Below are 23,616 nucleotides of genomic sequence, written 5' to 3' on the forward strand. Positions count from 1 at the left end.
GTAAGCGAGACAGAATACTGGCGCATGAAGGATAAACCTGCAGGTCTGGCGGAGGCCGAGCTGATGGTGGCCCTGACCGAGGGCTGGGGCATAGAGCCCCACTCGGTCGAGTACCTCACGGTGGGCGCAGGCAGCTACCACTGGTCAGTGGTGGATCGATGTGGGACGGCATGGTTCGTCAAGGTGGATGACCTCGGCGTCGAGGACGCTGGACGTGATGCTGCGTTCGGCCAGCTCGGCCAGTCGTTTGGCGCCGCCCTGGCACTGCGCCGGGACGCGGGGCTCGACTTCGTTCTTGCGCCGATCCCGACCACGACCGGCGCCGCGATCCGGCGGCTGACCTCGCGGTACGCCCTGTCGGTGTTTCCAATGGTGGCGGGTGCTGCCGGGCACTTCGGCGCGCACCGGCCCGAGGACCGTGCCGAGGTGATCGACCTGCTGGCCGAGCTGCACGAGGCAACCCCGATCGTGGCGGAGACCGCATCACGGGCTGACCTGGTGCTGCCCGCTCGGGACAAGCTGGAGGAGGCGCTGCAGGACCTCGATCGAGAGTGGACCGGCGGGCCTCATGCCGAGCCGGCCCGCAAGCTGCTGTCCGACCATGCCGGGCAAATCCAACGATTGCTCGCCGACTTCGATTGGCGCGTCGATCAAGTACGGACCACTGCTGCGGCGTGGGTGGTCACGCACGGCGAACCGCACCCCGGGAACGTCATGCGTACCCCGGCTGGACTGCGGCTCATCGACTGGGGCACCGTACAGATCGCTCCGCCGGAGCGGGACCTGTGGATGCTCACCTCCGCCTTCGCCCGCATGCTCGGCAAGAACCCGGTTGGCGACGATGACGTGCTCGCCCGTTACACCCGGGCCACCGGCCGGGCCGTCACATCGGCCGGCCTCGCTCTCTATCCGCTTTGGTGGCGGCTCGCCGACATCGCCATCTTCGCTGACGAGCTGCGGCGGCCGCACGGCACCGGCGAGGACATCGCCGCATCGTTGCACTATCTCACCGGCTATCTCGAATCCAGCCAAGACTGACCTGCGGTCGGGTGGCGGTGCGGCGCCCATACGGCGGGACGCGCCGCTGTCCAAGTCGTCGGCCGTACGGCAGGCGATGCAGGAGGGCGCCAGGTGCAGAGCCGGGCCTTCCTCGGCGAGGATCTCGGGCCCGACGTCCCCATGTTCCCCGGCGGCCTCGTCATCAGCAACGACGGGCCGTTCTGGCTGCCGGCCAAGGCGTAGGCGGAAGGAGAGAGATGCCGGTCGCCCGGATCAACGGGATCACCCTGGGTTACGACGACTACGGCTCCGGAGACCCGGTCGTCCTGGTCACGGGCACCGGGGCGCCTGGCCGGATTACCTCCAGGCCGTGTCGAACCTGTCGCCGCGCACGCTCAGCGACGACCAGCAGATCAGGGACTGGCTCGACGTGTTCGAGATGTCGGCGGTGGACCGCGCGGCCGTGCGCGGGCAGGTCAGCCTCCAGGTGACCGTGAGTCCCCGTGATTCACCGCTGATCGCCGCTCGTTCTGGCACGGATCTGGCGCGCGAACGATGCTTCTGTGTTGTGGCATTGTCGGTCGAAGCTGGCAGCATGCAGCCTTATGGACGTCGACAACTTCTGGCTCTCCTCCAGCGGTCCCCGCACGCGGAGTACTGATCATGACCGAGGATGAGATCTTCGAAGCGATACGGTCGGACCCTGGGCCTGATGTGCTACCGGTGGCCTCGTCCGAGGCGGTCGCTGAGGCTGAAGAGGCCATCGGTTACCCGCTTCCTTCGCTGCTGCGGCGGCTGTATCTGGAGGTGGGGAACGGAGGTTTCGGTCCTCGCGGTGGCATCATCGGTGTACGGGGCTATGACTTCTGGAAGAGCGACATCTTCGCGGACATCACTGAATCGGCTCTGGGGTTTCGGGCTGAGTCCAGCGGACGATGCGCGGGCATGATCCAGTTGCTGGACTGGGGGTGTGCAATCGCGTCCCTGCTGGATTGTCGCGATCCCGAGGGTGCGATGTGGGGGTGGGATCCCAATCTGTGCTGCTTGGATCATGCGCTCTTCCCTCAGGACATCACCTTCGCGCCGTGGCTCGCGGAGTCGATTGGCCGCGATTTCGCTGAACCGTTCTATGACGGTTACTTCGAGGTCTCGCCGCAAGATGAGGCAGAGATGGCGGTGAGCACCTTCGGAGAAGAGGGGGGACCGTGCCTGTGGTCGCCGCCCGTGTGGGTGAAGGGCAGGGAGGCCGGCACCTGGAAGCGCCGTCACATGTCCGATGACTGACGAGTTGGCTTCGTGAGTGAGCACGGGGCCCGGCCGAGGAGGAGCGCTTCCACCACGATCTGGGCTGAGGCGATCGAAAAATCACAGGTCTCGGGTTTCGCGTCCGACCTGGACCATCGCACTGAGAGCGGGTGACGGGAATCGAACCCGCGCTGCCAGCTTGGGAAGTCTCTCCGGATCAACGCTCCTGACCTCAGGTATTCACTGACCTGCGCCGCCGCGCGCGACTCCCCGTGAATCCCCGTCACCCCTCTTGATCGCCGCTCCATCGGGCACGTAACGGGCATGTAATGGTGCGGCACCAGGACGTGCAACGGGCGGGATGATCAACACGGCACCTTGTCCGATCAGAAGTGTCGGTAGCCACTGCCATACTCCGGCCCATGACAATGGAGACGGTCGTTCTCACCGGTGCCGCCGGACAGGTCGGATCCGTGCTGCGTGAACCGCTGCGGCGTCGACTGCGCCGGCTGATCGCGGTCGACCGGGCGCCGCTGACCGCTCAAGGGCCGGACGAGGAAGTCCACCAAGCCCACTTGGCCGAGATAGAGGACGTGACGTCGGTCATCGGGGGCGCCGACGCGATCGTGCACCTGGCCGGAGTGCCGGACGAGGCGCCGCTCGCCGACCTCCTGGACGGCAACGTCTTGGGTACTCACCACGTGCTGGAGGCGGCGCGGCGTACGGGAGTCAAACGCGTGGTGCTGGCCAGCAGCAACCGGCTGACCGGCTGCTACCCGGTCGCGCAGACGGTCTCGGCGCAGATGCCGCCCCGCCCTGACGGCCTCTACGGCGTCAGCAAGGTCGCCGTGGAAGCCCTGGGGCGGCTGTACGCCGACAAGTTCGGCCTGCAAGTGGTGTGCCTGCGCATCGGAAGCCTCGAACCCGAGCCGAGCGAGCCACGGCACCTGGCCACCTGGCTAAGCCCGCGCGACTGCGCCGGATTCGTCTGGGCCGCGCTGACCCGGCCCGGCATCACCTTCACCGCCGCGTACGCGGTCTCGGCCAACACCCGCCGAGTCTGGGAACTCGACGACCAACTCGGCTACCTTCCCCGCGATGACGCCGAAGCCTACGCCGACCGGATCCCTGGATCGGCACGGTACTTCACCGGTAACCAACTCCAGGGCGGCGACTACGCCACCGCCGACTACACCCTCCGTTACGCCTTTGAGCAGCAGCCGACCGACAGATCATTCCGTTAGCAGCTCTTGGGGCCACGCGGGCCAGAGCGGCGGATAGCACCGCCACCTGGTGCAACCGGGGCTGAGGAACGAAGTCCCGGGCCGTCGATCGCCCCCTACCACGACAGACCTCGGCCGCCCCGTGGCGGTTGTCGTGCTGGATGGCATCGGTCGGCGCGTCCAAGTTTTTGGCTGAGGTCGGCGCATCGGTGTGGTTCGACGAGTACGACGATGTCGACGACACGTGAAACGTTTTCGAGCGTCGTTGACACGCCGAGACCACCGATACAGAGTGATGTTCATCGAAGCCGGAGCGCTTCACCGTGAGTCCTCCTCGGCCCCCGTTGATCGTCGACCGTACGGGCACGCAACGGGCACACGACGCGGCTGGTTTCTCTGGAGGTGGGTGGAGGGCCATGTCCTGTGGACGTGCTGATCTGCGGTTCACCCAGCCGTTGCCGGCAGCGAGAACACAACGGCCCGCTGCCGATGCGCGGGAGGATAGGTTGTCGGTACAGCCTGTGGAGCCCGTTGCTCCGCGTGATCCGGCTGAGGATCCGGCCGCGATCTTCGAAGTGCTTCCGCCGTCGCACCGTGCCCGGTTCCGGGCGGAGTATGACGAGGCTTTGGAAGCCGCGCACGACCTGGTCCGCTTCAAGCAGGTGCAGATGTTATTGCGTCAGTGGCGCCTGCGTGCGATCGCTTACATGCGCCCGGGCTATGAGGTCGTCCAGGACGCTCTCCAGGACCCTACGGAGATGTTCACTCGCTACACCCCACCCGAGTGGGAGGGCCGGGTGCGAGCTACACGTTCGATGGCTTCCACGGACGCGCCCTCTACGAGTTGAACGGCCTGCCCGAGGAGGTCCGCGACGGCCCGCTGCTGGAGCGTCTCATCGAACACCTTCGCGATCCCTGGGATGCGGTTGGGCCGGTTGACCCTTAAGACAACGATTAAGGTCCCGGGGCGCGCTCTGTCCCTGACCGGGGCCTTCGCTCGTGGAGCGGGTGACGGGAATCGGACCGCGCTGTCAGCTCGGGAAGCGTATGAATCACGCCTCGTAGGCTCGCTGAGCTGGGCTTCGGAGCGGCCATGAGTGACCGTGATTGACCCCTCGTCGCCCTGGCTAATGGCCCGTCGATCACGGATGACCTCGTCGCCGGGGCAGCACACGATCAAGAGCGTGACCTGATTTCCGAGCAGGGTCGGCGCCCTCAGTGGAGACGAGCATGCGCGCATCAAGGGGCACAAGATGTCGTTAACGAAGCCATCACCAGGTTTGCCCATCGAAGGTGTCATGTCGTCACTGCAGAAGTGGCTCGACTCGTCCGGTGACTAGGATCAACGCGAACTATCACCCGAAACAACGGCAAACTACGCAGGGCCGTATGAACCCCCCGAGTTAACGCGAGAGGGAGTCGTGGAACTTCGCGACATCGAGATCTTCCTGACCCTGGCCGAAGAGCTGCACTTCGGGCGGACCGCCGAACGGTTGCGCGTCACCCCCGCCCGCATCACCCAGGCCATCAAGAAACAGGAACGCCGGATCGGCGCCCCGCTGTTCGAGCGCACCAGCCGCACGGTCCGGCTGACCTCGCTCGGCCGGCAGCTCCGCGACGACCTCTCGCCCGTCTACACCGGGCTGCAGGACGGCATGCGCCGCGCCACGCTGGCCGCCCAGGGCGTCACCGCCGTGCTGCGCGTCGGCATGATCCCCTTCAACGCTCACGACCTGCGCCCCTACTGGGACACCTTCCGCACCCGCCACCCGCAGTGGAAACTGCAGATCCAGCACGCCCCCTACATCGACCCGTTCGCCGGGTTGCGCCGCGGCGATCTTGACATCCTGATCTGCTGGCTACCGGTCGAAGAACCCGACCTGACGGTGGGTCCGGTCCTGTTCGCCGACCCGCGGGTGATGGCCGTGGCCGCCGACCACGAACTCACCCGGCGCACCTCCGTCTCACTGGAGATGCTTGCCGACTTCCAGCACAGCGACGCCCCGCCCATGTCCGTTCCGGACTACTGGGCCGACAGCTTCATCCCGTCCCACACCCGCAAGGGCCGCCCTATCGAACGCGGCCCCTTGGTAAGCAACACCGAGGAGATCCTCACCCTGGCAAGTGCTGGGGAGCTCGTCAACCTCTTCCCCGCTCACATGACGCGCTATTGGAACCGGCCCGACATCGCCTACCTGCCCGTCAGCGACATCGACGCCCTGCGGTTTGCCCTGGTGTGGCGTACTGAGACCGAGAACGAGCGCATCCGGGCCCTTGCCCAAGTCGCCGCCGACATCGGCACCCTCGTCGTCTGAGCCGCGCACCCTGGGCACGTCGCGTTGGTCACGCATGTTGAGGAGCTCCGCGTCCGGTGGTGTCTCCGGACTGCCGGCGCCGCCCAAGCCCCGATGCGCACAGTCGATCTTCGACCAGCCGTCGAGCGAACCCAACCATAGCGTCCGAACGAGCTCGTACGGCGCTCGACAACGTGTTCCGTTCCGCGCTCGATGTGCCCCGATCATGAATGAGGCGGGGAGAACTCCCAGCTCGGAGAGGGAAACAGCGGACGAGTCGGCCTGTAGGCCGGGTTCTGATCGCAGCGTGTCTCTGACCTGCGGCTAATCTCCAAAACAGGGTTTGGGCTGGGATTTATGTTCCAGCAGTTGCCAACAGTTCGGGAAGTTTTCCGTGCTCTGGCGGAACAGAGACGGAACGGGCCTCAAGTGATCCATCTGCCGGTCGGTCTTACTTCTCGGCCGTGCCGGGTTTCCCGCTGATGGACTCCTGATAGATGTCCGCGTAGGTGCGCGAGTCCTTGACCAGGTCGTCGCAGAAGGCGGCGACGTCGTTGCCGATGAGTTCCAGGACTCCCTTGCCGGCCGTGACGCCCTCCTCGAAGAAATCGACAATCCCTGAGAGTAGGGTCCCGTCAAACAAGTCGATCGGTCCGATCTTGAAGAAGTACTTCTGAATCTCCTTGTAGACGATCTGATAATCCGGCGGGAGCGCCTTGACCCGCGCCATGTGCGCCCGCCACTGCTTCTTGCCCTCGATGATGTCTTGGATGCCCACGTCAGCCTCCTAGCCGGCCCAATTTCCTTGCGACGTTCCTGTTCAACTGCTCGCGCCACCGGTCGCGATAGCTTCGAGCCCCTTCTCCGCCGGCCAATGCCGCGCAGAAGCCCCCGATGTCGTCACCCAGCACCTCGTGAATACTCTGCCCATCGGCCGCTGTCTCTTCGAGCAGCCCCAGAGCACCGTCGAGAATCGGCATCAGGTTTCGACCTGTGAAGTCCCCGTAGGAGAAAAGATGACCCTTGATCTGTTCCCACGCCGCCCGGTAGTCGGCCGGCAAGGCCTCGGCCCGAGCTTCGAACGCCTTCCATTCCCTGGTGAGATCGCTGCCTGTAATGGTCTCCCAGAAGTTCATCTCCCACCCTCCTTGAGCTTGTCGATCCGTGATGTGATGTACTCCCATTTCGCCCAGAATGTCGCGAGTTCTTCGCGCCCCGCGTCGTTGAGCGCATAGAACTTGCGCGGCGGGCCCAGCCCGGACGGTCGTTTCGTCACCTGGACGAGCCTGTTCTTCTCCAGTCGCAGCAGGATGGTGTAAACCGTCCCCTCGACGACGTCGGCGAAGCCGAGTTCGTTCAGCTGGCGCGTGATGGCGTACCCGTAGGTCTCCTCGCTGCCGATGATTTCAAGCACGCAGCCCTCAAGCGTGCCCTTCAGCATCTCCGTCAGGTCGTCCATCGTGGGTCCTCTTCGATCTCCTGGTACTTGGTGCTACTGAGTACCACTATACGGTACCACCGAGTAGTGGGCCAATGTCCAGCAAGCGGCGAGCACAGCTCCTGGTCGGTGCACGGCAAGGCGCACAAGCCTGAACACCTCGGCTATGCGGGCCGGCGGGTCCTCGTCTCCTGCAAGTGGTCGAACAAGACCCTGACTGAGCACAAGCAGGACCGGCGTACCTGGGGCCTGGAAGCCCTCGGTCTCCCCCGACAAACCCGCTATACCTGGCGGCCGGTCCCCAGTGGAGACGCCAACGTGCCGCCGATCGCCGTGCGGCTCCTGCGGTCGGTCCATGAACGCCAGCGATGGCGTAACCACATGAACCAGCTACAGGCCCAAGCAGACGGACAAGATCATTCGGCAAGTCGGTCGGCTGCATGAGACGTCGAGATGACCTTGAAAACAATCAAGGCCCGGGTCCGGATTGACGTCCTGACCTGGGCCTTCGCTCTGAGAGCGGGTGACGGGAATCGAACCCGCGCTGTCAGCTTGGGAAGTCTTTCAAGATCACGCGCTCTGAGCTGGGAGAACGCTGACCTGGGCAGATGGGGGTCGAGTGACCGTGAGTCCCCGTGGTTCCCCGCGAGCCGCCGACCGTACGGGCACGCAACGGGCACGCCGACTGTCCGGACAGCGGGGTGGCGTATGCAGGGATAAATGCCTTGCCGTCGATGGTGTGGCCCCATGTATGGTCACGCGCCAGAGCGTCATCAGACGAAGTCGTCCAACAGGGAGCGTGCGTGACCACCTTCGATATTCCTGTTCGATTGGAGACCGAGCGCCTTGTGGTGCGGCCACACGAACCAGCAGATCATGACCAGGTAGCCGCGCTCATCATGAACGGGGATGCGTCCAGTGCCCTTCCGCCGGGCCGTCCCTCTGCTGTTGGGGAAGTCAAGGAGTGGCTCGCTGACGGCGTTCATGGATTGCGACGCTCCGGCAAGGGCGTGCAGCTTGCGATCTTCACTAAGGACGGCGAACTGGTCGGCGGCGTCAGCCTGCATGGAGCCGACTGGAACGCCGGGATCACTCAAGTGGGCTACGGCGTGGGCCCCAAGTCTCGCGGAAAGGGCATCGCACCCGAGGCGGTTGGCGCGGTTACGCACTGGGCCCTCTCACTGGGCCTCCATCGGGTGGAGCTACGCACCACTCTCGAGAATGAGGCGTCCCAGCGTGTCGCGGCCAAGGCCGGATTCACCTATGAGGGCACGTTGCGACAGGCGCAGCGCGGACATGACGGCCTGCACGATCTGCTCGTGTTCAGTGTTCTCGCGGACGAAGTCCGAGCTTAAATGCCCGCAGCGGCGACAGCCGCACCCCGGCCTGTCCATCCCGTTCGCCGTCGACCCGACCGCGGAGCTGCAGCGGGTGGGTGACGGAGGTGCAAGCTCAGCTTGAGACAAGCCCAATAAAGATCAAGGCCCGGGTTCGGATTCTCATCCTGACCTGGGCCTTCGCTCGTGGAGCGGGTGACGGGAATCGAACCCGCGCTGTCAGCTTGGGAAGTGCATCGAGTACGGCAGATGAGGCGGCCGAGCTGGGCGTTCGGTCGGTCATGAGTGACCGTGGCTGACCCCTCGTCACCCTATCTAATTGCACGCTAATTGCACGGTGATCACGCGGTGTGCAGCCAGTACGCTCCTGCCATGTTGACCGTACGGTGGCCCGATGACTTCGATGACTACGCCTGGGAGGTCGAATCCAAAGGCTGGTTCGACGGCGTCACGGTGGAGTGGAACGGGACAAGCATCCGACCGGTGTTCTACGACCCGGTACGGCTCAGCCAAGCGATCTCCGATGAGCTCGCCGGCGGCTTGTTCTTCCGGGAGTCCAACCTCGTGGTGATCGAGATTGTCACCCGTGATCACATGGAGGCGGCCATCGCTGCTTTCTCGAAAGAAGACCTGGCTCGCCTGATACCCAATTAGATGTGTGGAGCGGGTGACGGGAATCGAACCCGCGCTGTCAGCTTGGGAAGTCTTTCAACACCATGCGGCCTGAGCTGGGAAAACGCTGACCTGCGCGTATGCCGGTCGAGTGACCGTGAGTCCCCGCTGCTTGCCGACCGTACGGGCCCGCAACGGGCACGGCGCAGGTCCTGGTAGATATCGCAGCATCGATGAGGCTGCCGCTTCGAATATCACCCTCCTTAGGATCGGGGCATGCCAGCTGACGAACGCGTGACCCGGTCTTCGTTCTCCGACCGTATCCAGCCGATCTCCGTCCCTCGTGTGATGCCGTTCTTGCCGCGCCGGATCTGGTCGGAGGGGGACTGGGGGCGCATCCAGCTCGGTTACTGCTCCCGAGGCATGGATGAGAAGTGGGACGTCTTCGCTGAGGGCGGTGTTGTCTTCCTGCATCGAAGCTGGACGGGCAACGGGGTCTTCGCGGCAACCTTCGCCCCGGCTGATGGAGGTGGCTGGCAGATCGCCGAGGCTGTGGTGGAACGCGACCCGGAGCGATATCGCAGCAACGACGACGAGTACGACTGTCTGATGCTTGAGCTGGTGCTCAGCGCGATCGTTCTTGGAGAGCCAGCGAAAGACCTCCGCGAGAGTCTCGTGGAGCTGACCCGCAAGAGGTCGGGGAACGCCCATGTTCCCGCTGGGGCCGTGCAACACAGTGCCCTGGGCCTGCGTTCGGGTTCGTAGGTCACGCTCCCTGCCGGTCAGCTGGGTTAGCCCTGTTCGGGTGAGCTTCGGCGGCCCAGTTCGCGGGCGTACTCGCCGCACCTCCACCTGTCCACCCCGTCCGCCGTCGACCCGACCGCGAAGCGGCAGCGGGCCGGCGACAGAGCTGCAAGCCCGGCTTGACGTGTCCCTTCGCCTGTGCACCTTCCACGGTGATTGGACGCCAACGGTCACAGCCGGGCTTGCGGCGGCGGAGGCGGGCTGCTGGGCTTGCCTGGGTCGATGGCGGGCGGGGTGGACACCCCACCCCAGCCACCCCACAACCCGCATGCATGTTCGAACACCACCCCGGAGCCGGAGCCCCCGCCGGAGGCATCACCACGCGCGGCCGGCACCTGGCGGGCACTTCCAGCTCAGCCCGACATCCTGTGAGCGGACTTGTACTGTCGCCTGGCGGCCCTTCCACTCATCCGCGCCAGCCGTCCGGCGTTGCTTGCGCGCTGTCCGCCGGGAGCACCAGCGGGAGGCGGCGGCGTGCGCCGTGACGGCGGCGCGTGCGGCCCGGTTAGGGCCGCCTTGATGACGTACAGAAAGTTCTCACAGAAGTCGGGGCTTTGCGAGTGCCCCACCAGATGCTTTACATGATCACGGCGAGGCGGGCGACACTTCCTCTTCTGCCGATGACAGTGCGTTTCTCTTGAGTGGCATCCCCGCCAGCGCCGCACGGATCAGCGAGTATCCTTGACCTTGAGAGGCAGCGCGTAATCGCGCACCAGCCGTTCTGGTTTGCCCAGCGCCCATGCCTTCGCGGCGGGCCCTATCCGATATCTACGGGCAGGCTTGCCGGTGATGGTGTCAAGGTGGGGCGACGTCACCGCCTGCAACGCCTTCCACGCCAGGCCGCCGAGGACGGCGAAGTCACGCCGCACGCACTCCGGCTCGTCGTCCGGGAACCACTTGAATGCCAGGCGACCTGGCATCATCTCCTCGGGTCGACCCTCCGCCGGGCGATACCGGCCTCCGGTGAAGGTAAGTACGTCGTTGTCCGTGGTCCACACGGAGGTATGCAGGTACTGGATGATGGGTCCGACTGTGCCGCCGTCTCGCCCGAGAAGGCGGAGGAACGCCTGCACACTATGGTGCTTCATAGCGGCCTGAAGCGATTCGTGTATAACGACGCCAGTGTCCCGCTCGTGAGTCTCCCACTGCGCGAATCCCGCGATCGAGGGCGCCACCGCCTCGCTGAAGGCTGTGACATCCGCGGGAAGCATGAACGTCATCGTTTGCTTGGAACGCGATCCCCGCTCGACCATGCGGACATGATCGCAGAGGTGAAGAGGCACGTTGCCCCTCCCATGCTCGGGAGCGCTCGCGTCGGTCCTGTTCACTATGAAGACGGGGGAGTTGATCACCGGGCGGCCCAAGTCGGATGCTGGCGCTCGTGTGGTCACGCTGACTGAGATCATCGTCGATGACCTCGTCTGGCACCTTCAGCGGTTCGCCAAGTCCGGACTCCCGGAGATCCCTATTCGTGACCTCCGGCACACGGGCAACACACTGGCGGCGGTCACGGGGGCGATCCGCAAGGAGCTGATGACCCGCATGGGTCGCTTCAGCACGAAGGCGGCGATGGTCTATCTGCACGCGGCCAAGGACAGGGACCGCGCGATAGCCGATGCCATGGGAGAGATCGTCAAGCAGGGGCTCGCTTCCGCCGAGGACGACGATGAGGACCAGGCGGCGACGGAAGCCAAGATCAACTGATCTGGCACGAATCTGGCACGCGAGTGAGGAAAGCCCGTAGAAATGATCAAAACCCGGGTCTGGATTGATGTCCTGACCTGGGCCTTCGCTCTGAGAGCGGGGTGACGGGAATCGAACCCGCGCTGTCAGCTTGGGAAGTGTATAGATTGCGGCTCGTAGGGCCGCTGACCTGCGGTTCGCGCCGGTCATGGGTGACCGTGGTTGCCCCCTCGTTACCCTCCTTAATGGCACGCTGATGGCACGACGGAGGGCGGCTCTGCGGGGATGAACGAGCGGACTGCGGGGGTGGACGTCAGGCAAGTTCCGGTGCGCCGCCATGCTCAGGCGAGTAGTAGTGCGCGATGGACGCGTACAAGGGCATCGACTGCAGGTGCCGACGTTCAAGGCGAACGCCGGTACGGTGTTCGGCAAAGGCGAGTGCGGCTTCGAGATGACGATCGATGAACCCGTCGCCGGGATCTTGGTAGCCGGGGATCATATCGAGGTATTCGCCGTCGAGAAGTTGGTCGTCCGGGTGGCGGGTGGAAGTGTAACCCCGGTACTTGGGATCGAACCTGGTGCGCACCTGGCCGTGGACGACGTAGAGGAACGTGGCATTCCAGTTGACGTTGCGCTCGACGCTGGCGATGACCGCGTCGGCCGACAAGTCGCCAACCACGTCTCGCATGATGCCGGCGTAGCCTCCCCACTCGACCATGATGGTTCCTCCCGGTGCAGGCCCGACATCGATGCCGCCCGGGCCGATGTAGTCGGGGTCGTCCACCGCGTGCAGGCGGCGCAGCACTTCCTGGGGGTCGAGTGCCTTCACGAAGGTGAAGCAGAAGCCGGAGTCGAAGCGGTGCCTGAACTCCTCCAACCAGCGATAGTCATCTGCCGTCACACCACTCATAGCCATCTCCTTCGCTCGGCAGCTCGGATCAATTCCATGTCTCTGAACTTCATCATTTAGATGGTCTTGCATGTCTGTGGCGTCCGACAATCTCGCTAGCCACGGTGGCCGGTGAGCCAGGGTGAGGAACGAACCCTGGATCGTCGATCGGGCCCCCAAGCACGTACGGCACCCAGCTATGCAGTGGCGATCGTAGGGCTGCATCTGTGCAGCGGCGCGGCAACCCCGGCCGGAGCGTTCGGTAAGTACGGCGGGGCCAGCGCGCAGTGCCCGGCCCGGTGTCCCGCCGCCGTCCGGGACCGGCCCCCAGGCCGCACGCCCGGCCGGCGGGCGGGCGGAGGGCCGGGGGTACGGTGGCGCGCCGCGCCGCCGCTTGATCTCTATGTGAACAATTCGGCAACGCCGCTGTGTCTAAGGAGGAAGGCTGGATGTCAAGACCGGCATCTGCTCGATGCTGGGGCATCTTGGCACTGTCCGATCGCTCTCTCCGAAAGGCCTGCCGATGGACAACCCAGCCCTGACCCGCTTCGGTGAGCTCGTCCAGGCAGCAGCCGAGCTGCGCCCCCTGGAGTTGGCCGAACTGCACGAGATCGGTGGCGTGCTGAGCGAGGTGATCCTTGCCGCCGCCGCCCTGGCCATCCGTGTGGAAACCGAGAACGCGACCCTGGGGAAGCGGTATGTTCTGCGCGATGCGACCGGCGACCCCGATCCGGAGGCGCGTTTGGCCGAGGTTCGGCAGCGCATGAGACGGATGGTTGATCTCCTGCAGAAAGCCGATCTGCACGCCCGCCGCTCCCACGCCGCGATCAACCGCATCGTGCAGACCGACCCCGACGCCGCCACGGGCCAACCGGTAGCGTCCGGGAGCTAAACAGAGCAACGGGACTGTACCTACGAACAACCATGGAAGCCGCGGGCGCGGTCGTGCCCGCCCGGAGCTTGCACCCAGCCCATGCCGCTAAACGCAGCGGCGCTGCATGATTCGGCAGGCTACGCCCTACGTTCCGCGTCCTTTTCCGCTCCGGCGACCAGTTCGACGAGGTCGGCGAGAATCTTCGGGGCTGCCGCGATGGTGGCGCGGGCGTTGGTGGTGTGTGGGCTGCCGTCGATGTCGGTGACGATGGCTCCGGCTTCGCGGGCGATGAGGACGCCTGCGGCGGTGTCCCATGGCTTGTGAGGGCGAACTTCACCCGCACATGGAGCAAGGCACTCAAGGACGCCAAGCTGACGGGCTTCCACTTTCACGACCTTCGCCACACCGGGAACACCTTCGCCTCGCAGTCCGGCGCGACGCTGCGGGAGCTGATGAACCGCATGGGCCACTCCACGACGCGGGCCGCACTGATCTATCAGCACACCGCGATGGAGCGTGACCGGGCCATCGCTGACGCGCTCGGGAAGCTCGCCGAGGAGGCGCTGAACAAGCAAGATCCAGACGGATCGGGCATGTAACGGGCACGGGAGATCGAAATGACCCCTAAAACAATCAAGGCCCCGGTCGGGAAACTGTTCCTGACCTGGGCCTTCGCTCGTGGAGCGGGTGACGGGAATCGAACCCGCGCTGTCAGCTTGGGAAGCTGATGTTCTGCCATTGAACTACACCCGCGTGTCCGGCCGGTGAAGGCCGCCGCGTCCCCTACTGTAGCGGAAACCGCGCGTGGTCCTGCAGTCCCTGAGCACAACTCGTCCGTGGGATCGTCCCGACCAGGACGACGGCCCCGGTCAGCGGGCCGTTAGCCTTGCACCCGTGCTGCTTTCCGATCGTGACATCCGCGCAGAGATCGAGTCCGGCAGGGTCAAGCTCGACCCCTACGAGCCGGCGATGATCCAGCCGTCGAGCGTCGACGTGCGCCTGGACCGGTACTTCCGGGTCTTCGAGAACCACCGGTACCCGCACATCGACCCGGCGATGGAGCAGCCCGACCTGACCCGTCAGGTCGAACCGGACGGCGACGAGCCCTTCATCCTGCACCCCGGCGAGTTCGTGCTCGCCAGCTCGTACGAGGTGATCAGCCTTCCGGACGACATCGCCTCCCGGCTGGAGGGGAAGTCCAGCCTCGGCCGCCTCGGCCTCCTCACGCACTCCACGGCGGGATTCATCGACCCCGGCTTCGAGGGGCACGTCACACTGGAGCTGTCGAACGTCGCCACACTGCCGATCAAGCTGTGGCCCGGCATGAAGATCGGTCAGCTGTGCATGTTCCGGCTGAGCTCGCCCGCCGAGTTCCCGTACGGCTCGCAGAAGTACGGCTCCCGCTACCAGGGGCAGCGGGGGCCCACACCGAGCCGGTCCTTCCTCAACTTCCACCGCACACGGGTGTGAATCCATCAGCGGTACGGCAACGAGTGTGTTACGACACACCATCCGGGCAACGAGAAGGGGAAGAGTGGGTTACAAGCGGCCCTGTGAGGGCTGAACTTCGCATTTCCACTGGTAACCCGTACTCTTCTCTGCGGACCGTCCCCGCACATCTGGAGAAATGACGTGCGCCTGCGTCTCACACCCCGTGAGGACAGTTACTACGACTTGTTCGCCGACTCGGCGAACAACCTCGTCACCGCATCGCGTCTGCTGGTGGAGATCATCAGCGACGGTTCGGACCGGGATGCTCTGGCCGAGAAGATGCGCGCCTGCGAGCACGCGGGTGACGAACGCACTCACGCGATCATGAACAGGCTCAATGAGAGCTTTATCACGCCTTTCGATCGTGAGGACATCTACCGCCTCGCCTCGAATCTCGACGACGTGATGGACTTCATGGAGGCGGCCGCCGACCTGATCGTCCTCTACCAGATCGACCACCTCCCCAAGGAGGTCGTACGACAGGTGGAGGTGCTCGAGAGGGCCGCCGAGCTGACCGCGGACGCCATGCCGCGGCTGCGCTCCATGCAGCACCTCAACGAGTACTGGATCGAGATCAACCGGCTGGAGAACCAGGCCGACCAGATCTACCGCCATCTCCTCGCCAAGCTGTTCAGCGGGGAGTACGACACGCTCACCGTCATGAAGATGCGCGAGGTGATCGAGCAGCTCGAGCTCGCAGCCGACGCCTTCGAGCACGTGGCGAACACGGTCGAGACGATCGCCGTGAAGGAAAGCTAGGGTCGGGAAGACTAAGTGGAGCTCGCCCTCGTCATCGGCGTGATCGCCATCGCGCTGCTGTTCGACTACACCAACGGCTTCCACGACGCGGCCAACGCGATCGCGACGTCCGTGTCGACCCGGGCGCTGACGCCGCGGGTCGCGCTGCTCATGGCGGCCGTCATGAACTTCATCGGCGCGCATCTCGGCACGTCCGTGGCCTCGACGGTCGGCAAGGGGATCATCGACGCCCCGGACGGCAGGCACGGTCTGATCATCGTGGGCGCCGCGCTCGTCGGCGCCATCGTCTGGAACCTCATCACCTGGTACTTCGGGCTGCCGTCGTCGTCCAGCCACGCGCTGATCGGCGGGCTGGTGGGCTCGGCCCTCGCCGCGACCGCCTCGGTCCACTGGAGCGGCGTGGTGGAGAAGGTCGTCATCCCGATGGTCCTGTCCCCGCTGGTCGGCTTCGCGCTGGGCGGGATCATCATGATCGCCATTCTATGGATCTTCCGCGGGGCCAACCCGCACAAGGCGAGCAGAGGGTTCCGATACGCCCAGACGGTGTCCGCCGCCGCCATGGCCCTCGGCCACGGCCTGCAGGACGCTCAGAAGACGATGGGCGTCATCTTCCTCGCGCTGGTCGTCGGCGGATACGCGTCCCCGACCGGCGGCATCCCCGAATGGGTCATCACGTCCTCGGCGCTGGCGATCTCGCTCGGCACGTACGCCGGCGGATGGCGGATCATGCGGACCCTCGGCCGACGCATCATCCACCTCGACCCGCCCCACGGCTTCGCGGCCGAGGCGGCGGCCGCCTCGGTGCTCTACACGGCGGCCATCGGCTTCGGGGCCCCGATCTCCACGACGCACACGATCACCAGCGCGATCATGGGTGTGGGCGCGACCCGGCGCCTGTCCGCCGTCCGGTGGGGCATCGCCGGGAACATCGTCACGGCGTGGGTCCTGACGATCCCGGCCGCGGCCGTCGTCGCCGCCATCGCCTACTTCCTGCTCAACCTGATCCTCGGATAGCCCGTCGGTCGGCTGCGGCCCTCGCCAGGCCTTGCCGCGGGACCGGAGCCGCCCGCAGGGCCGCCGCGGGAGGTCCGCCCGTACGGTCGCATGACCGGCGGTGCACGTGGCGGGCCGCTACTTGCGGTACATCACGTCGGTGTCCCACCGGGTGAACCCGAGTGCCTCGTACAGCCGGATCGCGCCCGTGTTCTCCTCGTCCACGTACAGCATGACCTGGGCGAGGCCGAGGGAGCGCAGGTGTGCCAGCCCGGCGATGGTCAGCGCGCGGCCCAGGCCTGAGCCGCGCTCACCGGGCGCCACCCCGACCACGTAGACCTCGCCGATCGGCTCGTGGCCGTGCTCCCGGTCCCCGCCGTGGACCTTCGTCCAGTGGAACCCGGCCAGGGTGTCCCCACGTACGGCGAGGAAGAAGCCGGCGGGGTCGAACCACGGCTCCTGCTCGCGCCGCTTCAGGTCGTCGACCGTCCAGGCCCCCTGCTCCGGGTGGGTGGCGAAGGCCAGGCCGTTGACCGCGAGCCACGCCTCCTCGTCGCGTCCCGGCTCGAAGGCGCGCAGCCGTACGCCTTCGGGGAGGGGCGCCGCGGGCAGCGGCGCGAACAGCGAGCGGCGCATCTGCCACAGTGACCTGACCCGGGCGAGGCCGAGGTCGCCGGCGAGCCGCGCGGCGCCGGGAAGGTCGCCGTGCGCCCACAGGCGCAGGTGGCCGCCGCTCTCGTCCAGCACCGCCCGCGACAGCAGCCGGCCGAGGCCGCGCCGCCGGAACGCCGGATGGATCACCAGCTCGCCGCTCGGTCCCTCGACCGGGTCGGTCGGGTCGAGGTGGGCGAACCCGGCCAGGTCGGCGCCCTCGTACAGCAGCACGGCCCTCGCCCCGGGGTCGCCGCCGTAGCGCAGGTGGAGCATCACATGCTCGTTGAGGGGGCGCACCCCGTCGGACTCGGTGGCCGCCTCCACGAGGGCCAGCACGGCCGTCACCTGCTCGTCGCCGAGTCTTCCCTGGATCTCCACGCGCGTGTTCATGTTCCGCACACTAGGTGAACGGAGGAGGGGAGGGCATCACCGGCTTCGGCAATACCCGCCATCCGTAGCCCCCCTGAATCGTTACCTTTGCGCCATTGGATGCTTAAGTCGCGGCTTTACTGTCGAAGACCATGACCCCAGCATCCCTCACGCGCCTGGCTGTCGCCGGAGTCGCAGCGGTGGGCGTCGCCGCCCTCACCATGGGCCCGGCCAACGCCGCCCCCTCTTCCAAGACGCCGAAACCCCCCAAGGCCCCGAAGACCGCAGCGGTCCGGCTGCTCACGATCAACGACCTGCACGGCAACCTGGAGCCGCCGACCGGCTCGGGCGGCAAAATCGTGGACGAGACCGGTCAGTCCGTCGACGCCGGCGGCGCCGCGTACCTCGCCACCCACCTCAAGCAGCTCCGCAACGACGACACCCTCATGGTGGCCGCCGGAGACCTCATCGGGGCCTCGCCGCTCATCTCGGCCGCCTACCACGACGAGCCGACCGTCGCCCTGCTCGACCGGCTCGGGCTGAAGACCTCGGCCGTCGGCAACCACGAGTTCGACGAGGGCATCACCGAGCTCAACCGCATCATGAACGGCGGCTGCCACCCGGTGGACGGGTGCTCACCCGCCGGCAAGTGGAAGGGGTCGAGCTTCGACTACCTGGGCGCCAACGTCCTCAAGGAGGGCAGCGGCAAGTACGCCCTGCCGCCGTTCTACGTGGCGAAGATCAACGGGGTGAAGGTCGGCTTCATCGGCCTCGTCACCCAGACCACGCCGAACATCGTGACCGCCGCCGGCATCAAGGGCCTGCAGTTCACCGAGGAGATCGGGGCGGCCAACAAGGTCTCCAGGCTCCTCGCCCGCGCGGGCGTCAAGGCGCAGATCGTGCTGGTCCACGAGGGCGACAACGTCACCCCCAACCAGAGCCCCGACGCCTGCCCGGTCGTCCCCGGTGCCGGGTCGCGCATCGCGAGCGGCCTCGACCCGCAGATCGACGTGGTCGTCAGCGGCCACTCCCACCAGGCGTACATCTGCAAGACCAAGGACCCGGCCGGCCAGGACCGCTACTACACCCAGGGCTCGTCGTTCGGCCGCGTCATCACGCAGATCGACTTCCAGGTGGACCGCAAGACGCATGACGTCATCCGTTCCAGCGTGGTCGCCGACAACCACGTGGTGACGCGCACGGTCACCCCCGACCCCGAAACGGCCGCGTACGTCCAGACCTGGAAGGACAGGGTCGCGACGGTCGCGAACAAGCCGATCGGCAACATCACCGCGAACATCGGCAGGGACGCCACCGGCGCGGGCGAGTCCCCGCTCGGCGACCTCATCGCCGACGCGCAGCTTGAGGCCACCAAGACCGGCGGCAACGCGGAGATCGCGCTGATGAACCCGGGCGGCGTCCGCGCCGACCTCACCTACGCCCAGAGCGGCTCCGAGGGCGACGGCGTCGTGACGTACGGCGAGGCCTTCACGGTCCAGCCGTTCAACAACCTCATGCAGGTCGTCACACTCACCGGCGCGCAGCTCGACGCGCTGCTGGAGCAGCAGTGGACGGCCACGTCCACCAAGGTGCTGCTGCCGTCGGCCTCGCTAACCTACACGGCGGACCTGACCCAGCCGATCGGCTCGCGGGTCTCCGGCATCAAGATCAACGGTACGGCCGTGACCGACACCCAGCAGATCCGGGTGGCCGCCAACAACTTCCTCGTCGGCGGCGGCGACGGCTTCACCGTGTTCACGCAGGGCACCGGCCTGTGGAGCGGCCCGCTCGACATCGACGCGTTCGTGGCCTACATGACCGCGCACTCGCCGGTGGCCCCGCCGGCCGCCAACCGGATCACGTTCATCAAGTAGGAAGACGACGGCCAGGCCCGCCCCCCATCCGGGGGACGGGCCAGGCGCCGTTCAGCGTGCCGGCGTCGTTTGGCGTGCGGCGTCGTTCAACGTGCGGCGTCGGCCGCGGGTGCGGCCGGCGCCGGGTTGTGCGGCTAGCGCCGGGCCGGCTCGGCCGCCTCCGCCTGCTGCTCCCCGCCGCGGTCCGGGACGAACCGGTAGCCGACGTTGCGGACCGTTCCGATGAGCGCCTCGTACTCGGCGCCCAGCTTGGCCCGCAGCCGCCGGACGTGGACGTCGACCGTGCGGGTGCCCCCGAAGTAGTCGTACCCCCAGACCTCCTGGAGCAGCTGGGCCCGGGTGAAGACCCGTCCCGGGTGCTGAGCCAGGTACTTCAGCAGCTCGAACTCCTTGAACGTCAGGTCGAGCGCCCGGCCGCGCAGGCGCGCCGTGTAGGTCGCCTCGTCGATGGACAGGTCACCGCTGCGGATCTCGTCCGGCACCTCCTCGGCGGCGGCCAGCGACAGCCGCCCGGCCGCCATGCGCAGCCGCGCCTCGACCTCCGCGGGACCGGCGGTGTCGAGGACCACGTCGTCGACTCCCCACTCGGCCGTCATCGCCGCCAGACCGCCCTCGGTCACGATCGCCACCAGCGGGCAGGCGATCCCGGTCGTCCGCAGCAGCCGGCACAGGCTCTTGGCCTGCACGAGCTCGCGGCGGGCGTCCACCAGGATGGCGTCGGCGGGCGGTGCGTCGATCAGCGCGGAGCCCTCCGCGGGCGCCACCCGCACCGAGTGCAAGAGCAGTCCGAGTGCCGGCAGCACCTCCGCGGACGGCTCCAGGGCGTTGGTCAGCAGGAGCAGGTTGCTCACATGCGCCTCCTTGCACCTCGTCGGCGTGCGCCGTTTGCAGCACCGGAAACCGCGACAGCCGTACAAACACGTAAGGACCCGGGGGCCACGTTGCCCAGGTCCAATAACTCGTAGGGTAGCCCACAGGATGTTTAGGTCCAATGTGAGTCCCCCGTGTGAACAACGAGTCACGTGGCAAATCCGCGTAACGTGACGGTTACGCAGAGCCGTCGCGGGGGTGACCGAGCGGGGTGCCGAAGGGAGCCGACGGGCACATGGCCAACGGTACGGTCCGGTACTGGGCGGCGGCCAAGGAGGCCGCCGGAGTCGCCGAGGAGCCGTTCGACGCGGAGACGCTGGGAGACCTGCTCGCGCAGATCGCCGCCGACCCGCGGGTCGAGCGCGTCCTGCGCCGCTCGTCCTTCCTGGTGAACGGGGCGCCCGCCGGCACCCGCGACCCGCTCACGATCGCGCTGCCCGAGGGAGCGGTGGTCGAGGTTTTGCCCCCCTTCGCGGGGGGATGAGCCGCTACGCTGATCACCAGGACGAGCTCCCCGGAGGAGTCGGATGCGCAAGTTGGTCGTCTTCCTGATCGTGATCGGCATCCTGCTCGTCGTCGTGGACCGGGTGGCCGTCGTCGGAGTCCAGCGTGAGATCGCCAAGCAGGTCGAGGCGCAGTACGACCTCACGGACCCGCCGTCGGTCCAGATCAAGGGCGTCCCGTTCCTCACTCAGGCGATCTCGGGCCGGTACGACGAGATCGCCGTCGCCATCGGCCCGCTGACCAGGCAGGGCGTGCAGCTGTCGAGCATCGACGCCACGCTGTACGGCGTCACCGCCCCCCTGTCCCAGCTGATCCAGAACCCGTCCGGGGCCGACATCCGGGCCGAGCGGATCACCGGGACCGTCGTGATCTCCCACAAGACTCTGTCCGCCCAGGCGCCGCGCGGCATCAAGATCGAAGGAGGCGGCGGCGGGGGCACCCTGCGCGTGTCCGGTGAGCTGACCTTCCTCGGCCGGCAGGTGCCCGTCACGGCGGACATGCGGCTCGACGTCGTCCAGGGCGGGGTCAAGCTGACGCCGGTGAACGTGAAGCTCGCCGGCGCCATCCCCGTGCCCAACCCGGAGCGTTACATCACCTACACCGTGCCGGTGAAGGACCTGCCGCTGAACCTTAGAATCACCGGGGTGAAGACGACGCCGCAGGGCCTCGCGATCGAGGGCACGGCCACCGATGTCCCGCTCAGGTGAGCACACCCCGCCTGGTGAACCGGTCCGCCCCGCCGTACGTGATGAGGGTGTGAGTCCAGCCGGAACCGCCGACGAGGTGCTCATAAGGGCTCTTTTCGAGGAACACGGTGGGCCGCTGTACGGCTACGTACTGCGGCTGACCGGGGACCCCGGGCGGGCGGAGGACGTGGTGCAGGAGACGCTGCTGCGGGCATGGCGGCACCCCGGCGTGCTGGAGGGCCGCCCGGTGCGGGCCTGGCTGTTCACCGTCGCCCGCAACCTCGTCGTGGACCAGCACCGGGCCCGCATGGCGCGGCCCCAGGAGACGGGCGACGAGGCCCTCGCGGTCCTGCCCGCCGACGACCAGCTCGACAAGGCCCTCGAGTCGTGGGGAGTGGCCGAGGCCCTGGCCTCACTCAGGATCGAGCACCGCGAGGTGCTTCTGGAGACGTACTACCGGGGGAGATCGGTGAAGGAGGCGTCGGAGATCCTCGGCATCCCGCCGGGGACGGTCAAGTCGCGGACCTACTACGCGCTCCGGGCGCTGAAGCTCGCCCTGGAGGAACGGGGGCTCGCGCCATGACCTGCGAGGACGTACGGATCTCGCTCGGCGTCTACGTCCTCGGGGCCCTCGACGACGACGAGGCCGCGCAGGTCGAGGCCCACCTGGACGACTGCCCCGCCTGCCGGGCCGAGCTCGCGGAGCTGTCCGGGCTGCCGTCGCGGCTCGCGCTCGTGTCGGCCGACGACATCGATCGCGCGGCCCAGCCGCCCCGCGCCGTGCTCGACCGGCTCGTCGCCGCGTCGGCCCGGCGCAGCCGCCGGTCCCGCGTGCTGCTGGCCCTCGCGGCGTCGGCCGTCGTGGCGGCCCTGGGCGGCACCGCCTGGCTGTCGGCCGCGCACCAGACGGGCGGGCCCTCGACCGCGGACACCGGCGTCGCGGCGGGAGCGGCGCCCGCGCGCAGCTCGGCCGCCAGGGTCGAGGCCGATCAGAACCCCGCCAGCCCTCTCCTCGCCGCCGACTCTCCCGACCCGAGCGCGGCCAAGGCGGCGCCGCCGACCGAGGTCAGCCGGGAGAACGCCGGCGTCCGCCTCGCCGTGCGGCTGACCCCGCAGGCGGGGGGGACGAAGGTCGTGGCGGAGGTCTCCGGAGTCCCCTCGGGCACGGTGTGCTCGCTTCAGGCCGTGGGCCGTGACGGCACCGTCACGGCCGTCGGGAGCTGGCTGGCCGGGCCCGGGGGGTACCAGGGCGGGGCGGCGACCTTCGAGGGCGCGACGGCCCTGCAGGCCGGCGAGATCCGGCGCTTCGAGCTGACCACGCCGGACGGGCGACGGCTCGTGACCCTCCCGCTCTGACTGTCGCGATCTGGCTCCCTGGAGGGGGAATTAATCGCTGCGCCCGCGCGGTTCCAGACCGTGATGACAGGAATCGTGGTCCTCGTCGCCACGCTCGCCGCGGGCGTGCTGATCGGGCTGGCCATGAGGCGCCGTGACGGGAGGGTCCGTGCAGTGAAGCAGGGGCACCCCGCCGGGGACGGCGCCGTGACGGCGGGCGATCTGGGCGCTGCACTGGGCGAGCGGGCCACGCTCGTCCAGTTCTCCACGGCGTTCTGCCAGCCCTGCAGGGCGACCCGCCGGATCCTCGGCGAGGTCGCGGGCATGGTGCCCGGCGTACGCCATGTGGAGATCGACGCCGAGGCCCGGCTCGACCTGGTCAGGCGGTTCGACGTGCTGCGGACTCCGACCGTGCTGGTGCTCGACGGCTCCGGGACCGTGGTGAAAAGGGCCTCGGGCCAGCCGAGGAAGGCCGACGTCATCGCCGCCCTCGGCCTGGCCGTGGACGCGGCGTCTCACAGTGCGTCTCACCCTCCGGACAAGGTGTGACAGATGGCGAGACGGAAGGTACTGTCGTGGTCATGACTCCCACGACAGAGCTGCTCACGAAGCGGCGCGCGGTTGATTTCTGCCGCGTCGCTACAGCGCTCTGTCGCATGGCCTGAGGGTGATTCCTGCGGCGA

31 protein-coding genes and 1 tRNA gene are annotated in these 23,616 nt (G+C 67.2%); 23 read left to right on the top strand and 9 right to left on the bottom strand.

The window, feature by feature from the left end; translation table 11 throughout:
- The first annotated feature begins 63 nt into the window (after positions 1 to 63).
- The 6 genes from AB0B72_RS09475 (at position 64) to AB0B72_RS09500 (ending at position 5,782) form a co-directional block, all read left to right on the top strand.
- The gene (locus AB0B72_RS09475; RefSeq protein WP_367738138.1) at positions 64 to 1,038 is read left to right on the top strand and encodes a phosphotransferase; all 975 of its coding nucleotides are present in this window, start codon (positions 64 to 66) and stop codon (positions 1,036 to 1,038) included.
- Between the two features lie 331 nt (positions 1,039 to 1,369).
- Positions 1,370 to 1,660: a hypothetical protein gene (locus AB0B72_RS09480; RefSeq protein WP_367738139.1), complete on the top strand. Its 291-nt coding sequence runs from the start codon at positions 1,370 to 1,372 to the stop codon at positions 1,658 to 1,660.
- A 2-nt stretch (positions 1,661 to 1,662) separates the two neighbouring features.
- Positions 1,663 to 2,283, top strand: coding sequence for a hypothetical protein (locus AB0B72_RS09485; protein ID WP_367738140.1), 621 nt, complete (start codon positions 1,663 to 1,665; stop codon positions 2,281 to 2,283).
- A 383-nt stretch (positions 2,284 to 2,666) separates the two neighbouring features.
- Positions 2,667 to 3,488 carry an NAD-dependent epimerase/dehydratase family protein gene (locus AB0B72_RS09490; RefSeq protein ID WP_367738141.1) on the top strand — a complete coding sequence of 274 codons (822 nt, stop codon included), beginning with the start codon at positions 2,667 to 2,669 and terminating at the stop codon, positions 3,486 to 3,488.
- 395 nt (positions 3,489 to 3,883) lie between these two features.
- The gene (locus tag AB0B72_RS09495; RefSeq protein ID WP_367738142.1) at positions 3,884 to 4,315 is read left to right on the top strand and encodes a DUF6247 family protein; all 432 of its coding nucleotides are present in this window, start codon (positions 3,884 to 3,886) and stop codon (positions 4,313 to 4,315) included.
- Between the two features lie 573 nt (positions 4,316 to 4,888).
- Positions 4,889 to 5,782: a LysR family transcriptional regulator gene (locus tag AB0B72_RS09500; protein ID WP_367738143.1), complete on the top strand. Its 894-nt coding sequence runs from the start codon at positions 4,889 to 4,891 to the stop codon at positions 5,780 to 5,782.
- A gap of 430 nt (positions 5,783 to 6,212) precedes the next feature.
- Here AB0B72_RS09500 and AB0B72_RS09505 read toward each other — a convergent pair whose 3' ends face one another.
- Genes AB0B72_RS09505 through AB0B72_RS09515 form a run of 3 tightly spaced genes read right to left on the bottom strand, consistent with a single transcriptional unit; the run spans position 6,213 to position 7,220 of the window.
- The gene (locus AB0B72_RS09505; protein WP_367738144.1) at positions 6,213 to 6,539 is read right to left on the bottom strand and encodes a DUF1048 domain-containing protein; all 327 of its coding nucleotides are present in this window, start codon (positions 6,537 to 6,539) and stop codon (positions 6,213 to 6,215) included.
- Between the two features lies 1 nt (position 6,540).
- Positions 6,541 to 6,897 (bottom strand): DUF1048 domain-containing protein, encoded by a 357-nt coding sequence (locus AB0B72_RS09510; RefSeq protein ID WP_367738145.1) that lies wholly within the window; start codon positions 6,895 to 6,897, stop codon positions 6,541 to 6,543.
- On the bottom strand, positions 6,894 to 7,220 hold the full coding sequence (locus AB0B72_RS09515) for a PadR family transcriptional regulator (RefSeq protein WP_367738146.1): 327 nt from the start codon (positions 7,218 to 7,220) through the stop codon (positions 6,894 to 6,896). The genes AB0B72_RS09510 and AB0B72_RS09515 overlap by 4 nt, the downstream gene beginning before the upstream one ends.
- Before the next feature lie 108 nt (positions 7,221 to 7,328).
- On the opposite strand from AB0B72_RS09515, the gene AB0B72_RS09520 reads away from it, so the two are divergent.
- The 4 genes from AB0B72_RS09520 (at position 7,329) to AB0B72_RS09535 (ending at position 9,913) form a co-directional block, all read left to right on the top strand.
- On the top strand, positions 7,329 to 7,643 hold the full coding sequence (locus AB0B72_RS09520) for a replication initiator (RefSeq protein WP_367738147.1): 315 nt from the start codon (positions 7,329 to 7,331) through the stop codon (positions 7,641 to 7,643).
- Positions 7,644 to 8,002: 359 nt separating this feature from the next.
- Entirely contained in the window at positions 8,003 to 8,554 is a 552-nt protein-coding gene (locus AB0B72_RS09525) for a GNAT family N-acetyltransferase (protein ID WP_367738148.1), read from the top strand.
- Between the two features lie 354 nt (positions 8,555 to 8,908).
- Positions 8,909 to 9,190: a hypothetical protein gene (locus AB0B72_RS09530; RefSeq protein ID WP_367738149.1), complete on the top strand. Its 282-nt coding sequence runs from the start codon at positions 8,909 to 8,911 to the stop codon at positions 9,188 to 9,190.
- 234 nt (positions 9,191 to 9,424) lie between these two features.
- Entirely contained in the window at positions 9,425 to 9,913 is a 489-nt protein-coding gene (locus AB0B72_RS09535; protein WP_367738150.1) for a hypothetical protein, read from the top strand.
- 707 nt (positions 9,914 to 10,620) lie between these two features.
- Here AB0B72_RS09535 and AB0B72_RS09540 read toward each other — a convergent pair.
- On the bottom strand, positions 10,621 to 11,205 hold the full coding sequence (locus tag AB0B72_RS09540; RefSeq protein WP_367738151.1) for a hypothetical protein: 585 nt from the start codon (positions 11,203 to 11,205) through the stop codon (positions 10,621 to 10,623).
- 76 nt (positions 11,206 to 11,281) lie between these two features.
- Between AB0B72_RS09540 and AB0B72_RS09545 the strand changes: the two genes are divergently transcribed.
- Positions 11,282 to 11,656, top strand: coding sequence for a hypothetical protein (locus AB0B72_RS09545; protein ID WP_367738152.1), 375 nt, complete (start codon positions 11,282 to 11,284; stop codon positions 11,654 to 11,656).
- 292 nt (positions 11,657 to 11,948) lie between these two features.
- Here the strand turns inward: AB0B72_RS09545 and AB0B72_RS09550 are convergent, their stop codons facing one another.
- Positions 11,949 to 12,545, bottom strand: coding sequence for a DUF6461 domain-containing protein (locus AB0B72_RS09550; RefSeq protein WP_367738153.1), 597 nt, complete (start codon positions 12,543 to 12,545; stop codon positions 11,949 to 11,951).
- Positions 12,546 to 13,047: 502 nt separating this feature from the next.
- On the opposite strand from AB0B72_RS09550, the gene AB0B72_RS09555 reads away from it, so the two are divergent.
- A complete protein-coding gene (locus AB0B72_RS09555) occupies positions 13,048 to 13,416 on the top strand; it encodes a hypothetical protein (protein ID WP_367738154.1) in 369 nt (122 codons plus the stop codon).
- A 119-nt stretch (positions 13,417 to 13,535) separates the two neighbouring features.
- On the opposite strand, the gene AB0B72_RS09560 is transcribed toward AB0B72_RS09555, so the two are convergent.
- Entirely contained in the window at positions 13,536 to 13,802 is a 267-nt protein-coding gene (locus tag AB0B72_RS09560) for an inositol monophosphatase (protein ID WP_367738155.1), read from the bottom strand.
- Between AB0B72_RS09560 and AB0B72_RS09565 the strand changes: the two genes are divergently transcribed.
- Entirely contained in the window at positions 13,719 to 13,997 is a 279-nt protein-coding gene (locus AB0B72_RS09565; RefSeq protein ID WP_367738156.1) for a tyrosine-type recombinase/integrase, read from the top strand. The two genes, AB0B72_RS09560 and AB0B72_RS09565, sit on opposite strands and share 84 nt — an antisense overlap.
- Positions 13,998 to 14,077: 80 nt before the next feature.
- On the opposite strand, the gene AB0B72_RS09570 is transcribed toward AB0B72_RS09565, so the two are convergent.
- Positions 14,078 to 14,151 (bottom strand) — tRNA-Gly (locus AB0B72_RS09570).
- A gap of 141 nt (positions 14,152 to 14,292) precedes the next feature.
- On the opposite strand from AB0B72_RS09570, the gene dcd reads away from it, so the two are divergent.
- The 3 genes from dcd to AB0B72_RS09585 all read left to right on the top strand — a co-directional run bounded on the left by dcd (position 14,293) and on the right by AB0B72_RS09585 (position 16,662).
- Positions 14,293 to 14,868, top strand: coding sequence for a dCTP deaminase (dcd, locus tag AB0B72_RS09575; RefSeq protein ID WP_367738157.1), 576 nt, complete (start codon positions 14,293 to 14,295; stop codon positions 14,866 to 14,868).
- A 162-nt stretch (positions 14,869 to 15,030) separates the two neighbouring features.
- The gene (locus AB0B72_RS09580; RefSeq protein ID WP_367738158.1) at positions 15,031 to 15,648 is read left to right on the top strand and encodes a DUF47 domain-containing protein; all 618 of its coding nucleotides are present in this window, start codon (positions 15,031 to 15,033) and stop codon (positions 15,646 to 15,648) included.
- 15 nt (positions 15,649 to 15,663) lie between these two features.
- A complete protein-coding gene (locus tag AB0B72_RS09585; RefSeq protein WP_367738159.1) occupies positions 15,664 to 16,662 on the top strand; it encodes an anion permease in 999 nt (332 codons plus the stop codon).
- 117 nt (positions 16,663 to 16,779) lie between these two features.
- Here AB0B72_RS09585 and mshD read toward each other — a convergent pair whose 3' ends face one another.
- Entirely contained in the window at positions 16,780 to 17,685 is a 906-nt protein-coding gene (mshD, locus tag AB0B72_RS09590) for a mycothiol synthase (protein WP_367738160.1), read from the bottom strand.
- A gap of 131 nt (positions 17,686 to 17,816) precedes the next feature.
- Between mshD and AB0B72_RS09595 the strand changes: the two genes are divergently transcribed.
- Positions 17,817 to 19,538, top strand: a complete 1,722-nt coding sequence (locus tag AB0B72_RS09595; RefSeq protein ID WP_367738161.1) for a bifunctional UDP-sugar hydrolase/5'-nucleotidase — start codon at positions 17,817 to 17,819, stop codon at positions 19,536 to 19,538.
- Positions 19,539 to 19,672: 134 nt separating this feature from the next.
- On the opposite strand, the gene AB0B72_RS09600 is transcribed toward AB0B72_RS09595, so the two are convergent.
- Entirely contained in the window at positions 19,673 to 20,389 is a 717-nt protein-coding gene (locus tag AB0B72_RS09600) for a winged-helix domain-containing protein (protein ID WP_367738162.1), read from the bottom strand.
- A 254-nt stretch (positions 20,390 to 20,643) separates the two neighbouring features.
- On the opposite strand from AB0B72_RS09600, the gene AB0B72_RS09605 reads away from it, so the two are divergent.
- From AB0B72_RS09605 to AB0B72_RS09630, 6 genes are all read left to right on the top strand, one after another.
- Positions 20,644 to 20,892: a MoaD/ThiS family protein gene (locus tag AB0B72_RS09605; protein ID WP_367738163.1), complete on the top strand. Its 249-nt coding sequence runs from the start codon at positions 20,644 to 20,646 to the stop codon at positions 20,890 to 20,892.
- Positions 20,893 to 20,935: 43 nt separating this feature from the next.
- Complete coding sequence (locus AB0B72_RS09610; protein WP_367738164.1) at positions 20,936 to 21,619, top strand: DUF2993 domain-containing protein; 684 nt, start codon at positions 20,936 to 20,938, stop codon at positions 21,617 to 21,619.
- 49 nt (positions 21,620 to 21,668) lie between these two features.
- Positions 21,669 to 22,181 carry a sigma-70 family RNA polymerase sigma factor gene (locus AB0B72_RS09615; RefSeq protein WP_367738165.1) on the top strand — a complete coding sequence of 171 codons (513 nt, stop codon included), beginning with the start codon at positions 21,669 to 21,671 and terminating at the stop codon, positions 22,179 to 22,181.
- Positions 22,178 to 22,954, top strand: a complete 777-nt coding sequence (locus tag AB0B72_RS09620; RefSeq protein ID WP_367738166.1) for an anti-sigma factor — start codon at positions 22,178 to 22,180, stop codon at positions 22,952 to 22,954. Before AB0B72_RS09615 ends, AB0B72_RS09620 begins: the two co-directional genes overlap by 4 nt.
- A 63-nt stretch (positions 22,955 to 23,017) precedes the next feature.
- Entirely contained in the window at positions 23,018 to 23,482 is a 465-nt protein-coding gene (locus AB0B72_RS09625) for a thioredoxin family protein (RefSeq protein ID WP_367738167.1), read from the top strand.
- Positions 23,483 to 23,514: 32 nt separating this feature from the next.
- The gene (locus tag AB0B72_RS09630) at positions 23,515 to 23,598 is read left to right on the top strand and encodes a putative leader peptide (RefSeq protein WP_352231756.1); all 84 of its coding nucleotides are present in this window, start codon (positions 23,515 to 23,517) and stop codon (positions 23,596 to 23,598) included.
- The last annotated feature ends 18 nt before the right edge of the window (positions 23,599 to 23,616 follow it).

The sequence above is a fragment of the Microbispora sp. NPDC049125 genome, from assembly GCF_040802045.1.
Lineage (GTDB): Bacteria > Actinomycetota > Actinomycetes > Streptosporangiales > Streptosporangiaceae > Microbispora.